This is a genomic window from Candidatus Limimorpha sp. (assembly GCF_056203535.1).
In genome coordinates, this window is record NZ_JBADWU010000010.1 from 1 (window position 1) to 15,451 (window position 15,451).

12 protein-coding genes, 1 tRNA gene and 2 pseudogenes are annotated in these 15,451 nt (G+C 43.8%); 7 read left to right on the forward strand and 8 right to left on the reverse strand.

Annotated features, from left to right (window positions below; translation table 11 throughout):
* On the forward strand, window positions 1–937 hold a 937-nt coding region (locus AC06MN_RS01065; protein WP_475670509.1), incomplete at its 5' end, for an adenosylhomocysteinase.
* 75 nt (window positions 938–1,012) lie between these two features.
* On the opposite strand, the gene AC06MN_RS01070 is transcribed toward AC06MN_RS01065, so the two are convergent.
* Both AC06MN_RS01070 and AC06MN_RS01075 read right to left on the reverse strand, forming a co-directional pair.
* A complete protein-coding gene (locus AC06MN_RS01070; RefSeq protein WP_475670510.1) occupies window positions 1,013–1,732 on the reverse strand; it encodes an FkbM family methyltransferase in 720 nt (239 codons plus the stop codon).
* Window positions 1,722–5,165 (reverse strand): T9SS type A sorting domain-containing protein, encoded by a 3,444-nt coding sequence (locus AC06MN_RS01075; protein WP_475670511.1) that lies wholly within the window; start codon window positions 5,163–5,165, stop codon window positions 1,722–1,724. The genes AC06MN_RS01070 and AC06MN_RS01075 overlap by 11 nt, the downstream gene beginning before the upstream one ends.
* A 182-nt stretch (window positions 5,166–5,347) precedes the next feature.
* Between AC06MN_RS01075 and AC06MN_RS01080 the strand changes: the two genes are divergently transcribed.
* The 6 genes from AC06MN_RS01080 to AC06MN_RS01105 all read left to right on the forward strand — a co-directional run bounded on the left by AC06MN_RS01080 (window position 5,348) and on the right by AC06MN_RS01105 (window position 12,444).
* Window positions 5,348–6,469: a glycosyltransferase family 4 protein gene (locus AC06MN_RS01080; RefSeq protein WP_475670512.1), complete on the forward strand. Its 1,122-nt coding sequence runs from the start codon at window positions 5,348–5,350 to the stop codon at window positions 6,467–6,469.
* A gap of 241 nt (window positions 6,470–6,710) precedes the next feature.
* Window positions 6,711–8,012: a phosphoribosylamine--glycine ligase gene (gene purD, locus AC06MN_RS01085; protein WP_475670520.1), complete on the forward strand. Its 1,302-nt coding sequence runs from the start codon at window positions 6,711–6,713 to the stop codon at window positions 8,010–8,012.
* A gap of 19 nt (window positions 8,013–8,031) precedes the next feature.
* On the forward strand, window positions 8,032–9,015 hold the full coding sequence (locus AC06MN_RS01090) for a hypothetical protein (RefSeq protein ID WP_475670513.1): 984 nt from the start codon (window positions 8,032–8,034) through the stop codon (window positions 9,013–9,015).
* Between the two features lie 2 nt (window positions 9,016–9,017).
* Window positions 9,018–9,614, forward strand: a complete 597-nt coding sequence (locus tag AC06MN_RS01095; RefSeq protein WP_475670514.1) for a ribonuclease HII — start codon at window positions 9,018–9,020, stop codon at window positions 9,612–9,614.
* Window positions 9,615–9,636: 22 nt separating this feature from the next.
* Window positions 9,637–12,240 carry a hypothetical protein gene (locus AC06MN_RS01100; protein WP_475670515.1) on the forward strand — a complete coding sequence of 868 codons (2,604 nt, stop codon included), beginning with the start codon at window positions 9,637–9,639 and terminating at the stop codon, window positions 12,238–12,240.
* A gap of 129 nt (window positions 12,241–12,369) precedes the next feature.
* Window positions 12,370–12,444, forward strand: a tRNA-Val gene (locus tag AC06MN_RS01105).
* A gap of 58 nt (window positions 12,445–12,502) precedes the next feature.
* Here the strand turns inward: AC06MN_RS01105 and AC06MN_RS01110 are convergent.
* From AC06MN_RS01110 to AC06MN_RS01135, 6 genes and pseudogenes are all read right to left on the reverse strand, one after another.
* Window positions 12,503–12,883 carry a hypothetical protein gene (locus AC06MN_RS01110; RefSeq protein WP_475670516.1) on the reverse strand — a complete coding sequence of 127 codons (381 nt, stop codon included), beginning with the start codon at window positions 12,881–12,883 and terminating at the stop codon, window positions 12,503–12,505.
* 155 nt (window positions 12,884–13,038) lie between these two features.
* A complete protein-coding gene (locus tag AC06MN_RS01115) occupies window positions 13,039–13,524 on the reverse strand; it encodes a hypothetical protein (RefSeq protein WP_475670517.1) in 486 nt (161 codons plus the stop codon).
* Window positions 13,525–13,536: 12 nt separating this feature from the next.
* Window positions 13,537–13,803, reverse strand: a complete 267-nt coding sequence (locus AC06MN_RS01120) for a hypothetical protein (RefSeq protein WP_475670518.1) — start codon at window positions 13,801–13,803, stop codon at window positions 13,537–13,539.
* Between the two features lie 220 nt (window positions 13,804–14,023).
* Window positions 14,024–14,161 (reverse strand): annotated as a pseudogene (locus AC06MN_RS01125) (HU family DNA-binding protein); the annotation flags it as partial.
* Window positions 14,162–14,545: 384 nt separating this feature from the next.
* Window positions 14,546–14,731, reverse strand: a pseudogene (locus AC06MN_RS01130) (DUF6266 family protein); the annotation flags it as partial.
* A 74-nt stretch (window positions 14,732–14,805) separates the two neighbouring features.
* The coding region (locus AC06MN_RS01135) for a DUF6266 family protein (protein WP_475670519.1) at window positions 14,806–15,451 on the reverse strand (646 nt) is incomplete at its 5' end.

Sequence of the window (15,451 nt, forward strand, 5' to 3'; positions counted from 1 at the left end):
GGAAGAACCCGCTTTGATGAGTGTCATTAAGGCAACGTATAAGGAAAATCCAACTTTCTGGCACACGGTCGGCGCTGGTTGGAAAGGCGTTTCGGAAGAAACCACTACGGGCGTCCACCGTCTCTATCAGATGCAGGAACGTGGCGAACTGTTGGTTCCGGACATTAATGTGAACGATTCCGTCACCAAGTCGAAGTTCGACAACCTGTACGGTTGCCGCGAATCGTTGGCTGATGGCATCAAGCGTGCTACCGATGTGATGATTGCCGGTAAGGTCGTTGTCGTTTGCGGTTATGGTGAAGTCGGAAAGGGTTGCTCTCATTCCATGAAGAGTTACGGCGCCCGCGTTTTGGTCACCGAAATCGACCCGATTTGCGCTTTGCAGGCTGCTATGGAAGGCTTTGAAGTCACCACGATGGAAGAAGCTGTCAAGGAAGGCAATATTTTTGTCACCACAACTGGCAACTGCGATGTCATCACCCTTGAACATATTCTGAAGATGAAGGATCAGGCCATTGTTTGCAACATTGGCCACTTCGATAACGAAATTCAGGTCAGCCGCCTCGAAAACGCCAAGGAACTGAAGGAAAAGATTAACATCAAGCCTCAGGTCGACAAGTATGTCTTTGAAGATGGACACTGCATTTTCCTGCTGGCTTCGGGACGTTTGGTCAATTTAGGTTGCGCAACGGGTCACGCCAGCTTCGTGATGAGCAACTCTTTCACCAACCAGACGCTGGCTCAGATGGATTTGTGGCAAAAGCGCGGACAGTATGCCGTCAACGTGTATTGCCTGCCGAAATATTTAGACGAGGAAGTTGCTCGTCTGCACCTCGAAAAAATCGGCGTGAAGCTGACCAAACTGACACAGAAACAAGCTGATTATATTGGAGTTCCTGTTGAAGGTCCATACAAATCGGATATTTATCGCTATTGATGGCTCAGTGTTTGCGGACAAATAAAGAGCGAAGAAAATGCCTTCGCCCTTTATTTTTTTGCCCATTATCGTGGCTTATTTTGAGGCTGTAAAATAATACTCTTTTTGACTCTCGAAGCAATCCGCAAATTCGGTTTGATTTAAGTGTTTCCCGTTTTTGATGAACTCTTCTAAGGTGAAAATTCTTAATCCTATTTCTTCAGTGAGATAATTGAACAGGTCTACAGGTTGAGTCCCATAATAATCACTAGCTCCTTTGCCACATTCGAAAAGAATGATTGGAAGATTCTTTTTTAGTATGTCTTTTGCCCCTTTCAATACTCCAAACTCTCCGCCTTCAACATCAATTTTGATGAAGTCTATGGGGGTGTCGCAGAGCAAGTTGTCTAAGGCCTCTTTTTCGACGTTGATGATTTCTATGTTTGGATTATCTATGTCGTAATGACGCTGTTTGATGCCGCTATAAGCTGGAGCGTTTTTAACGAGATTAAAAGTAGTGGTTCCTTTTTCGTCTGAAAGGGCATACGGATAGATTGTGGCTTTACCTTGAAACTTATGTTTTAGGTCGTCAAATAAATACGGTATCGGTTCAAACGCAAAGTGGCATCCATTGGGCGCGTACTTCAGCATCATTTCAAGAATTTCGCCTTTGTGACAGCCTACATCAATACAATTTGAGTCCGAACTAAGATGAGTTCTCATTATGGCTTTCGTGAGCCTGTCGTACTTCAGATTTTGGGTCAGGTCAATGTGGAAAAACATTAGGGATTCCCTTGCTAAGTCTTTAATATTCATTTTGTTTAGCCTTTTTGTTGATTTTGTTGACACTTGTATATCCGTTTTGGTTTTGTGTTTTAATAATATATAAACCGTTTCTATAACTTGACAAATCAATAATTATTGTGTTGGAGTGAATGTTATCATAAGATGAAACAAAAGAGCCTGCACAATCAAATATGCTCACTTTTTCAATCTCGTCATCAGATGAAATAGTGATATTGTTGGAACAAGGGTTAGGATAAATGTTGACCGATGGCAGATGGGAAGATGCACTATTATCAGGGTCGGTCACCATACTGTCAGTAGTAGCTTCTATGAGTTTGTAGTCATTGTTGGTCTCATCTCGTTGTTCTCTAATATGAGTGGATGATTCATAGAAGCATTGACTCTTACAAAAGAATCTATATATCTGGGGCTTATTTAGACCAGTCTTACTTTTCACGGTTAAAAAATATACATTACCATCATAATTGGTAGCCAATGAGGAGATGTTGATTCTCCTGCCTCCAGATTCAACTTGTGGCATTGAACATTTCCTCCATTCATAATCAGGAGTCCAATAGATATAATCCACTTGATCGTTGTCGTTAATATAGAAAACTTTCCCAACAACATCGGCTTGCAATATCTTCCCGGATTTGGAGGAAACATTGGTTGCCGAGTTGTTCAGTTGAGAACGTTGCCAAATGGAACCATTATAATATATGTTGTTGATGGCGTTTCCGGTAGTCCTAAAAAATACTTGATTGTTTGGAGTTATAGTGATGGGGCCTTTAATTCCGCTATTTGCACAGTCGTTGATGCTCATCGCTACCCATTGGGATGTGTTTTGATTGTATTCAATCGCTTTTAACCCTCCACTTGTAGTCTTATAAAATACTTGACTCTTGTTTGGTGAAACGGCAATGGCATCTCCTACGCCTGAAGAAGCAGAGTTGTTTAATGAAGACCATGTCCATTGATTGGTTTGTGAATTATACCACAAAGCATTGAGAGAACCATTTTTGTGTCTATAAAACACTTGGTTGTTATTATTGACCGCAATTGGTCCGGCAACATTGCCTTGTGAAGCATTGTTCATATTATCATGTACCCATTGTCTTGTGGAATAATTATAATAAATCGAATTGATATTGTCATCTATGCTAACATAGAAAATTCGTGAACCATTATCGGCGATGGCTAAACATTTTTTGACATTTGTGCCAGCATTGTTTAGGTTGGCATGTTGCCAGCAATTGGCATTTTCGTTCCACCAAATGTAATTGATTTTGTTGTCGTTGGTTTTGAAGAATACTTGGGATGTGCTTTTGTCGCATACAATTTCGTCGCCAATATTATTCAAGTCTTTGGATAAGAGATTGCCTTCCCTCCAAATTGATTTGTCGCAATCTAGATAGATAGCAAATACGACGTCGCCAAATTTATTATTAATTCTATGGTTTCGTATATCTCTTATGCGAGATGGAAATTCAAATGAAAGAACTTTGTGGGAATCTCTATCTGTAACATAAGCTAAATCAGTCTGAATCAGAGCACCGGTATCAGAATTAAACCATTTGATAATATATTGAGATCCAATGGGTTGATTGGAGATGTTTATGGAAATTGTGTTGGAATCTGAAGAAGGACTTGGACGATAAGAGGAATTTAATGTTGTTAGGTAGTCGGGATTGTTTAGGCGTATTTTTTGATAACGAAATCCTTCATCATGAGCCCAACCATAAATGGTGTCTTGTTTAAAATTCATCATATAATAGGTTTCTATGCCATTCGGAAAAGTTCCATCAGTTTTGTTTGATTTGGGGTAGAAAGTTTTTGATGGAATGGGAAGGGAAGTGAAAAATTGGTTAATGGGTTTGAAATAGGTGTAAAGATTGGTCGAACTATTGAAGATGTATTGCCACCACCAGATGGAAGGAACTCCCATTGCTGCTGAAAAAGACCCTGACCATAATGTGTTATGGAGCTCTATGCCCCATGGGTCATTATGCCAACCTTCGTCCTCGTTGTGCGGGTCCGTTTCTTTCCCCCAATAATTAAAGCCAAATTCCCCAACGAAAGAAGGTTTGTCAATTGGGTCAAGTGTGATTGTATTATTGTTTGAAACAAATTGTATACCATTATGTATGTTATCCATACAATAGTAAAGATCGTCATGGAAATTGTCTCCATCGGTTTTGCAACTCTTATATCTGTGAATTTGAGCAAAATCGATGCAATCAAGTGAGTTGATTTCATGGAAAAATATTGGATTTTCAGGGTGGTCAGGATCAGGGTTTTGTGTTGTTGTTGCTGTTGAGGTCGTAACTAAATGATGGAAGGGGTCTATTGTTTTGATGTATTGACTCATGGAACTGTGCCAAGCAATCAAATTTTCCCTAAAGGGATCTTGGTCGCACATGTTTCCGCCTTCTCCAAAATAGAAGGTGTCCTTTTCCATCTGGTTGGCTTCGTTCCATAATTCCCATGCTACGATGTTTGTTGCATACCCCCATCTGGCAACGATATATCGGAATAAGTTCTTTGTAATCTTTGTGGCATCATCGCTTATAAAGAAATCACAAGGATAATCAATTCCTAATGAAGTATGGAAAGGATTAGTTGTCCAATCGTCAGGCGTGTCTTTGTAGAAATCCCAGCTCACAAAGTCGGAGTGTGGAAAGATGCAAGGCATAACAGAAATGCCATGCGATTTGGCATATTCAATAATAAGATCCAACTCTTTTGAGTCTTTTTGATTGATGGTGTTGTTAAAGAAAACTTCTCCAGTTGTGAATTCTTTTCCGTATAGCGAAAGAAATGGATACCTATCAATAAAAATCCGAAAATAATTGCTGTTTCCGTACAATTTATCAATGTAACTATAATATTCATAAATGCCATAAGGCTCATGGTAATCTCCGTAGTCCTTGCATGTGTACCATGAAATATTGGGACCGATAGGGAAATATAAGTCATCTTCTTCATGGTTTTTTACTACTTTGGTTTGCTTTAAGAAACGATTGTTGGCTTTGGAAATGAATCCAGTTGCCATATTCTTTTGAGTGCAAGTGAATTGCCTTGTAGTTGTTGCTGCACTCATCTGAGCGTCTTGTGCATGAATCGTGTAGGTCCAAGAACCTGCACAATTTGGAGTGAATCTAATCTTCCATCCTTTCGTTCCTGTTGAATCAGCCACTTCATAACCAGTGCTGTTTGAAAAAACGTAATCTTCAAAATAGAAAGCATTAACGTGGAAAGTTTGACCTGTAGGACTGTGGAATATTGCATAAATGTCTATAACCTTGGGGTCATAAGGGTTGGTGTATTCGTTCATCGTGAACGAAATTTCATACAAATCATAGACTCCAACTTGGGTTGGTGCGGAAATGTTGGAAATTCGAGGTCTGCTGAAAACTGCTAAACAGATCAGCATGAAAGCGAGTAATAACGTTGTTCTTTTCATGATAGAATGATTTTAAATGCTTATTGATAATAAGTTATGCTCAATCCATAGCCAGAAAAGAGCTTTTGCCTTTTGCTTTTTATATTAAAAATTGTCCCAAAGATACAATTTTTTAGATAGCAAAGAACAAAACAACATGTTAAATTTGATTTTTTTGTATTTTTGCATAAATTATTACTGAAATGAGAATCGCAGTAAATACACGTTTGCTCTTGAAAAACAAGCTGGAAGGTATTGGCTGGGTGGCATACGAGACCTTGCGCCGTATTGTTGTTGCTCATCCTGAAGTGGAGTTTTATTTCTTGTTTGATGAAACGTGTGATTCTATATTTGTTTTCGCAGACAATGTGAAACCTGTAGTTTTATTTCCTCCTGCAAGACGGTCGATATTGTTTGTGTGGTATTTTGAACTTTCTTTGACTCGGGCTTTGCGTAAAATCAAGCCAGATCTTTATTTCTCTCCTGATGGTTATATGAGCCTCCGTACAAAAACACCTTCGGTCATCCAATTCCATGATTTGAATTTTGAGCATTTCCCAAACGACATACCGAATAAATATTTGTGGCATTACAAGAAATATTTCCCGAAATATGCGAAAAAGGCAAAACGCATTGTGACGGTTTCGGAGTTCTCGAAACAGGACATTGTGAACTGCTATCATGTTAGTCCTGAAAAAATTGATGTCGCCTATAATGGTGTAAATGAAATATTTGCGCCGATTTCGTTGGCTGAACAGACTGAAATCCGTAATCGCTACACGGACGGCAATCCTTATTTCATGTTTGTCGGGTCGTTGCATCCGCGAAAGAATCTGGCTCGCCTTTTTACGGCTTTCGATTTGTTTAAGTCGCAAACACCATCGGATGTCAAGTTGCTGATTGTCGGTGAAAAACGCTGGTGGTCGGAGTCGATTCAGCAGGCATACGAAAAGATGCGTTTTCAAGGCGATGTGATTTTTGCAGGCCGACTGAGTGCCGAAGATTTGCACAAGGTGACGGCTTCGGCTTTGGCATCGGTCTATGTGTCTTATTTTGAGGGTTTTGGCATTCCGATTTTGGAGGCTTTCAAGTGCGACACACCGGTCATTACGTCGAATGTGACTTCCATGCCTGAAGTGGCTGATGATGCTGCTTTGCTGGTTGACCCGTTCAGCGAGGCATCTATTGCCGAGGCTATGACCGAAATGCTGGACGAAACGAAACGTGCCGAACTGATTGAGAAGGGCAGGGAACGCCGCGAAGCGTTTTCGTGGGACAAAGCTGCAGAAGACATTTGGAATTGCTTGATGAAATCATTGAAATAGTATCGTATGTATTTGGTTTTCAGTTATCAGTTATCAGTTTTCAGTTGTCGGTTGGAAGAATACCGAAAACTGATGACTGTGAACTGAAAACCAATAAAATCATAAATCTTTAAATCATAAATTTTTAAATCCTTAAATTGACTCTCACATGGCAAAAATAATAATGTATCCTGGTGATAACGGAAAAGAGGCTGTGAAATGGAAAGATATTCAAGGTCAGAATGTTACGGCGCTTGATGAAATGAATGTTTTGGTTCTTGGCTCGGGTGGACGTGAACACGCTTTGGCTTGGAAAATCGCACAAAGTCCGTATTGCAGAAACCTGTTTATTGCTCCTGGCAATGCCGGAACGGCTGAAGTCGGGAAGAATGTGCCGGTTAAAGTCGGTGATTTCGAGGCAATAAAGCAATTCTGCATAGAACAAGGCATTCAGATGGTCGTTGTCGGACCGGAACAGCCTTTGGTTGATGGCATTGTCGATTTCTTCAAACATGACGATTTGCTGAAGTCGGTGAAAATCATTGGCCCTGACAAAGTTGGCGCTCAGTTGGAAGGCAGCAAGGCATTTGCCAAGGTATTCATGGAAAAATATGGTGTGCCGACGGCAAAATGCTGCACGGTGACGGCTGAAAATCTGAACGAAGGTCTCGCTTTCCTTGAAACCGTCAAGGCTCCGTATGTTTTGAAAGCCGATGGTTTGGCCGCAGGAAAGGGTGTCTTGATTCTTGATTCGCTCGATGAAGCAAAGGTTGAATTGAACAACATGTTAGGCGGGAAATTTGGTTCGGCCTCGGCAACGGTTGTGATTGAGGAATTTTTGAAAGGCATCGAAGTCTCAGTCTTTGTCTTGACTGATGGTGAACATTATGTCTTACTGCCTGAAGCAAAGGATTACAAGCGCATTGGCGATGGCGACAAAGGCCTGAATACGGGTGGCATGGGTGCCGTTTCGCCTGTGCCTTTCTGCACCGATGATTTCCTGAAAAAAGTGGAAGACCGTATCGTGAAACCGACCCTGAAAGGTCTGAAAGCAGAAAACATCGATTATAAAGGCTTCATTTTCTTGGGTTTGATGAACGATGGCGGCAATCCGTATGTGATTGAATATAATGTCCGTATGGGCGACCCCGAAACGGAAGCCGTGATGACGTGCATCGATGGCGATTTCGCCTTGATGCTGAGTGCCTGTGCTGATGGTCGTCTGAATGAAGTGGCCTACGCCAAAAATCCAAAGACGGCGGTGACGGTGATGATGGTTTCGGGCGGTTATCCTGAATCTTACAAAAAAGGTATGAAAATGTCGGGCTTTGAAAACGTGAAGGATTGTGTCGCTTTCCATGCAGGGACGTCTTTTGATGCTGAAAATGATGTTGTTACATCGGGTGGACGTGTGATTGCAGTCACGGCTCATGGCAATTCGATTGAAGAAGCCCGTGAATTGGCTTATCAGAATGTTGAGAAAATCCATTTCGAGGGCATGAATTTCCGTCACGACATTGGCATGGACTTGATGAAATATGCCCAGCAACAGTTAAACAAATAAACACTAAACATTTAAACTTGTGATAAAGTTTTTTCGGCAAAGTTATATCATTCAGTACATTGTGCTGGCCGTTTTGGCGGTGGCGTTGTGGATTCCGGCTTTCGTTTCGGGCACGGTCGACTTGGCTTTGACTTCGCCAGTTACACCTTTATATAATTGGATTTCAGGACTTTTGGATGTGTCGCCGCTTGCCATGATGATTACGGCTTTCGTGCTTATGGTTTTGGAAGCCTTGTTTTTCAATTCCATGTTGGTGGCCAACCAGATTGTTCCAAAAGTGAGCACGATGGGCGCGTTTGTGTTCCTGCTGTTCATGAATTTGACGCTGACGCAGACAAGTTTCTATCCCTTCGCTTTGTCGCTCTTTTTCATTCTTGCCATGCTGCACATTTGCTATCTCGTCTATCAGAGCCAAAATCCCGAAATCTACCTGTTGAATGCGGGCATTTGTCTGGCCTTGGCGACAATGTGCTATTTCCCGTCTATTGTATTGATTATTTGGGTTTTAATCTCGTTGATAGTCTCGCATTTCAGTTCCATGCGTCTGCAAATCATTCCGATAATTGGTTTTTTGTTCCCGTATTTCATTTATTTCGGGGGCACATATCTTTTCGGCGATTTGCCAAGTGTATTGCAGGGTTATTCCGATTATTTTGCCAACATTTCGCTGGCAACTTCCGGATTCAAAGGAAGATACATTGCGCTGTTTGCAGTGCTGACGGTTTTCGTTCTGATGCCGCTTTTCAATAGTCGGAATTACAGTTTTGAGAAGTCGATTGCAGTGCGTGCCAAGATGACGATGACAGTGATTATGATGCTGTTTTCCATTATTTTACTTTTCGCTGGCGGAAATCCTTTGCTGCACGGACTGATTTTCCTTGTGTTGGCTGTCATAGCCACCTACGATTTGTCGTATGTCGATAAAACCGGTCCTGTCGATATTATTCTGGCATTGTTCGTCGTTTTGATTTTCCTAAACCGTTACCTCTTCAAAGTTTTGTGATTATGGGACTCTTGACGCATTATTCCGATGCCATTGAGGCAGGTTGCGATGAAGCGGGCCGTGGCTGTCTGGCGGGTCCTGTCGTGGCGGGTGCGGTCATTTTGAAGGCGGGAAGTGATTTTTCGGAATTGAATGATTCTAAGAAACTTACGGAGAAAAAGCGGATGGAATTGCGTGAAATGATTATGCGCGAAGCCTTGGCGTATGGTGTGGGAATTGTGACGGCTGTCGAAATTGATGAAATAAACATTCTGAATGCTTCGTTTTTGGCTATGCACCGCGCTTTGGACAAATTGGTCGTGCGTCCTGAATTTCTGCTGATTGACGGCAACCGCTTTAATCCGTATCGTGATTTGAAGCATGTCTGCATTGTTGGCGGAGACGCTAAGTATCAGTCGATTGCGGCGGCTTCCATTTTGGCGAAGACGACCCGTGACATGATAATGGAGGATTACGATGCACAGTTTCCGATGTATCATTGGAAGAAAAACAAGGGCTATCCGACGCTTGAACATAAGCAGGCCATTGCCGATTTTGGCATTTGTGATTTGCATCGCAAGACTTTCAATATGGCCATCCAACTGAAACTTGATTTGTAATGAATTGAAAAACAATGCTTTTATGATGAAAAGGATAAGATATATGCTCGTCGCAGTTTTGGCGTTTACGTTGTTTGCGTGTAGCGAAAAACTGGAAACATCGGTCTTTGATGTGCTGCCTACGCAAACGGCAATAATGCTTGAATCGAGATATTCGCATGAATTTGTGAATGTCATGCACCCATATTTTCAATCGGTTGATGTTCTGCAATCGTTTGAAAATGAGTTTCTTGAATACGATTCTATTTTCTCCTCCGATGAAAAGTTGGCGGCTTCGGTGAAAAATGCACAATTTGTGTTTTCTGTTTCGAAAATGAATGGAAATTATGAGCCTTTTGTTGTTGCAAAACTGAATAAACCTTTGTCGAACAAGGATTTGAGGAAAGTCCTCGAAGCCAAAGGCAAAAGCCTTGATTATAAGAGTTTAGGCAAGTCGGAGTATTTTTGCCTTGATTCACTGTGCGTTTTCACAAGGAGAAACTTCTTGTTTTTCACCCGAAATGAGGTTATGGCTTTGGAAGTGCTCGATCAGTTTGATAGTCCGCAAAAGATGAGTGATGATGCTGATTTTCAGCGTGTCCGTTCTACATTCGGCAATAATGTCAATACGCATGTTTATTTGAATTATTCCTTGTTGGGCGATTTTGTATCGGCTTCGGTTTCTGAAAGATATGCTAAGGGTGGAACGCGTTTGGCATCACAATCGAAAGGTCTGGCGGCTTTGGATATGCTGGTGAAAAACGAAGGCATTGTTTTGAATGGATATTCAAAGGCTGCCGATTCGGCAATTTCTCTGAAACCGCTTAAATATCAGTTGCCTGTGCGCAATTCCATTGTCAACATTTTGCCATACAATACCAAAATGATGTTGCATTACGGCATGTCTGATTATGCTTCGTATTGGGAGGAAGTTAATGACAATCAATTGGTTGAGAATCTGCGGAAATGCTATGGAAACGATGTTGAAGAACAGCTTTTGGCCGGTTTGTCTGAGGTTTCGTATGCCGTTTTTGGCAATGCAGCTTATCCTGTTTTTATGGCGCGTTTGGAAAATCCATCATTGTCCATCCAGTTTTGGACGCGCATGATTTCAAGGTATGGTGTTTCTGAAACTGTTGAATCACAGGGGTATACAATATTCAATTTGAAGGTTGAAAACTTTGTTCCTGCCGTTTTTGGGCCGAGTTTCTCTGCCTTGAAAAAATGTTGCTATTCGATTGTCGACCAGTATTTGGTGATTGCCAATGAGGTGAATGTACTTCAGGATGTGATTGCTGCCTATCGTTCAGGACGCACGCTCGACTTGAACGAAAATTTCAAGGTTTTTCAGGAAAACATGCTTGAAACATCAAACATTTCATTTTATGTTTCTTGTGCTGATAATGAGAAGTTTATCAATTCCTATTTAGGCGGTGACTTTTTGGATTTCCTGAAACGGAATGATGGCTTCCTGTCCAAATATCAGGCATTTTCCGTGCAATTTGCCGCGTCAAAAGATTTGGTTTACACTTGCGCTTTCCTCAAGAATCAGTCGGAAGTGAAGGAGGAAAGGAACGTCGTATGGAAGCTGAATTTGAATGCGCCAATGAAGGGAAAACCTTACATGGTGCCGAATCCATCAGGAAATGCGAATGATATTGTTGTGTTTGATACTCAGGACAATATGTATCTGATTTCGGCTGATGGCGAAATCCTTTGGAGAAATGAAGTTTCCGAATCGCCGATGAGTGATGTCTTTGTGGTAGATGCCTTGAAAAACGGTCAGCAGCAGTTTGTTTTCAATACGTCGAATTACATTTATTTGGTTGACCGCAATGGCAATTCCATGGACGGTTTCCCTGTAAAATTACTCTCCAAAGCCTTCAACGGACTTTCGGTTTTCAATTATTACGATTCATCTGATTCACGCCTTGTTTTGTGTGGCGAAGACCGTTTCGTCTACAATTATGACTTGAATGGCAATGAAACGGAAGGCTGGAATCGTCACCGCACGGATGACAAGGTGCTGAAACCGGTGCAACATTTAGTAGCTGATAACAAGGACTTTATCATTGTTACGGATGAACGTGGTGCCATTCGCATATTGGACCGTCAGGGCAGAATCCGAATTCCGTTGACTGACGAATTGAAGAAATCGCAAGGCACTGATTTTTATGAGAATAAAACCAACCGTAAGGGCATAATCCTGACTTCGGACGACAAAGGCGATTTGCTTTATATTTCGTCGGAAGGCAAATTGGCGCGTACTGATTTCGGCGATTTTTCCGATAAGCATTTCTTTTTATACGAAGACTTCAATTCCAATCAGGATCCTGATTTCATCTATTTGGATGGCAAGAACCTCTGGGTTTTCGACCGTTTCAAGAACATTCTTTTTGAACATGCTTTTGATATGGAAATCAATACGAAGCCAGTCTTTTTCAACATCTCCCGCAATAAGCGTATGTTGGGCATCGTTTCCGAAAATGCCCGTGAGATTTATCTCATTGACAGTAGGGGAAATATGTCGGTCAGTTCGGGTTTGGTGGGCGAAACGCCTTTTGCCGTTGGCAGTCTTCACAATAATAATGAAGTGAATCTGGTGACGGGTGTAGGCAGTGCTTTGTACAATTACATCATCCGTTAAAGATTTGTAAATCAATATTGTGGAATTATCCATCCGATAAAAATTGATAAAAAGTCAGATTCTTGTTGAATGAATCGAAAAAAGTAGTATTTTTGCACCCGCAAATCGGAAGATTTGGCAAAATAAAATGGGAGCTTAGCTCAGTTGGTTCAGAGCATCTGCCTTACAAGCAGGGGGTCGCTGGTTCGAATCCAACAGTTCCCACGCTGAAAATGAGGAAGTTACGAAAGTGACTTCCTCATTTGCTTTTTGTATTTGCCCATCATTTGCCCATTGGATTCCAAAAACATATATAAAAATACAGAGGCCGTTTTTTATGTTTTGAAAAAAATGCCGCTCCGAAGAGCGGCAAAAATCGCAAAAGTGATAATCCAAATGGATTTATCCATTGCAAAAATACACTTTTTCTTTCTTTTGGCAACGATAAATTTGTGCCTGGTTGAAAACCTGCGCGGGGTGTTCTGTCTTGGGGCTTTGCCCCATCGAGAGAGCGACGGACTGACGAAGGGGCGGCACGCACCTTTGGCAGACAGGCGAAAGACGGACGGGACGGCGAAGGGGAAAACCAAATACAAAACTTTTCCGGCTCGATGGATAGCGGTAGCCATCTTGTAAAATGGCAGCGTCTTTCTTCGCTATCCATCGGGGCGGAAAAGTAGCTGCCGCCAGCGTTGCGGATGCCGCGGGGTGGCAGCGATGGCGCACTGGCGGCAGCGAGACCGCGCCAAAGGGACAAAAAGAGAGCCGCACGGATTGGCGCACGGCTCGGAAAATTGGTTTTTGGTTTTCAGATGGTTCTCATCTGTTTCGGTTGCAGATCCTAAAGATTAGGACCAGGAATGAAGCGATTAGGATGATGGCGAGGAGGTTCCTGCCTACGCAGGAATGACGCTTCGCGTTTTGTTGATGCTGTGCGTTTGACTGCTCATCGTGGATGACGACTTGGGCGAAATGGATGGTGTCGGTGAAGCGGATGGGGACTTGCTCAGCGTGGTAGCTGACGGCAAGACTGTCCTGACGCTTTCCGTCCCTGCCGATTTTGAAGCTGCCTTTGGCTGTCGGGATGGTGATGGTGTCGCCTATCAGCAGCGGGACGATGGAAAAGACTGCGCTGTCGGCGACCGAAGGGAGCGCAAGCAGCGTGTCGATGGGATGCGCTTCAAGCGTTACCAGTTCGGGATGCCGCTCAGCGATTCGCGCGATGCGGCGTGCGGCGCGGCGTTGCGAGTTGCACGAGCAACAGGCGAACATGATGGCCAAGGTGAAAAATGCAAGTCTTTTCATGCTTCAATCGTTTTAGGAGAGTTCGGTCAGGTTCTCGATCATCTGCTTCAGTTCGCCATTTTCGGCGGTGAGCTGTGCGAGCTGGGCGGAAAGCCCGACGATTTCCCGCCGGGCTTCCGTCAGTTCGGAATAGACGCGCTTGTTTTCTTCAACGAGGTTGAAGATGGTTTGCTGCATTTCCCTGATGGTGGCGTTTTGGCGTAGCCGCGTAGCGGCGAGCCAAGAGACGACCCCAGTGATGGGGACGAGCAGTGTGGTTGTCCATTCGTAGGCGTTCATGGCATTAGTAGTCTAATTCGTCAGTGTGGAAAGATGGTGTCGGGATGTCGTCGTTGCCACCGTCGCCGTCACCCGAAACAGGTCTTTCATCGTTTCTTGGCGGTGTGGTGCCTGAGTTTCCGCCGTTTTCATCGCCTATGGTAATGCCGTTCAAATTGGGGTGATTGGGCTGATTGATTCCCATGTTGCCGTCACCATCGCCATCGCCGTCGCCGTTTGAAGTGATGGCGGTGTTCTTGTTGATGTTGCGGCCTTTCTTTTCAGCGCGTGTCTTGATGATGAAGCTGCCGAAGCCGCGCATCGAGACATTTTCGCCGGAGGCGGCATAGGTGATGTAGAAACGCACGGTGTCGCCGATGTCGCCCCAGCCTTTAGTTTGGGCATCGATGTTGAAGTCAGTGCCGGTATAAGGAGTGTTGAAGATGCCGATTCGACCTTTGGTGACATTGTAGGCGACGATGATGAAGTTTGCATCGGCGGGTTTGTCTATGGCTTTAAGGTCATCATATTCGATGATGAAGCCGATGGAGAACCCGTCGGGGCCGCCCATTTCCAAGATTTCGGTCGTAAGCATTGGAGAGTTGATTTTCTCGCCGTTGCCGATGCCTTCAAGCTGTGAGAGGTCGATGGACTTTACGCCATCATCGGTGACGGCGCAAGCCGACAACTGGCTATGAAGCAGGTTTCGGCGCGTCTTGCCCTTGACGCTTTGCGGAAAGAGCGAACGCAGCTGGTCGTCACTGAGTTGGCTTGCCAACGAGGTGAGTTGCGCAAAGAAATTGCGTTGCATGACCTGTGCTGCGGTCTTGGGATTTCTGACTGACTGGGCTTGCCCACGCATATAGGCGATGCCCTTCCATGAAGCACCTACGACGGTGCCGACTTTTCCGTTGAATCCTCCAAGGATTCCTTGTTTAATTGTTCCCATGTGGTTTTTGATTTAGGTTCCCGCTGACGCGGGAATGATGGTTAATGATTTAATGATTTTTGCTTCGGAAGACCTTATTTTCTTGGCGGTCTTTCCGCAATGCCCATTGTGCCGAAGCCGTGGATGGTCATCTTGCTTCCGCTGTTATACATCACCGCCCTGAAGGTGTCGGTCGATTCGCCGAACTGGGCAAGTGCGAAAGTGTGGGCGGCAGTGCCGAAAGGTGCTGCAGCATTGACCATCGCAATTGTCTTTTTGGTTTGGTTGATGACCATGAACACGGGGTATTCCTGTGCGTGCTGTTCGGCATAGATGTCGCCTGTCGGGATGGTGATGACGAGATTGGTGTCGCTGACGGTTGCCGAGACATCTGGGATGTTGGCTTGGCTTGCATTGCCGAGTGAACCGATTTCAGCGAAGTCGATGGACTTCACACCATCGGTTTCGGTTGCACATTCGGCAAGCTGCTTGACCAGCGCGTTGCGATGGCTCATCTTGCCCACGGATGTGGGAAAGAGACAGCGGATTTGCTCAGCCGAGAGTTGGCTTGCCAACTCGTTGAGTTCGGTGAAGAAATTACGCTGCTTGACCTGTGCTTCGGTCTTTGGGTTTCTGACAGACTGGGCGATGCCACGCATGTAGCTGATGCCCTTCCAAGAAGCACCTACGACGGTGCCGACTTTTCCGTTGAATCCTCCGAGGATTCCTTGTTTGATTGTT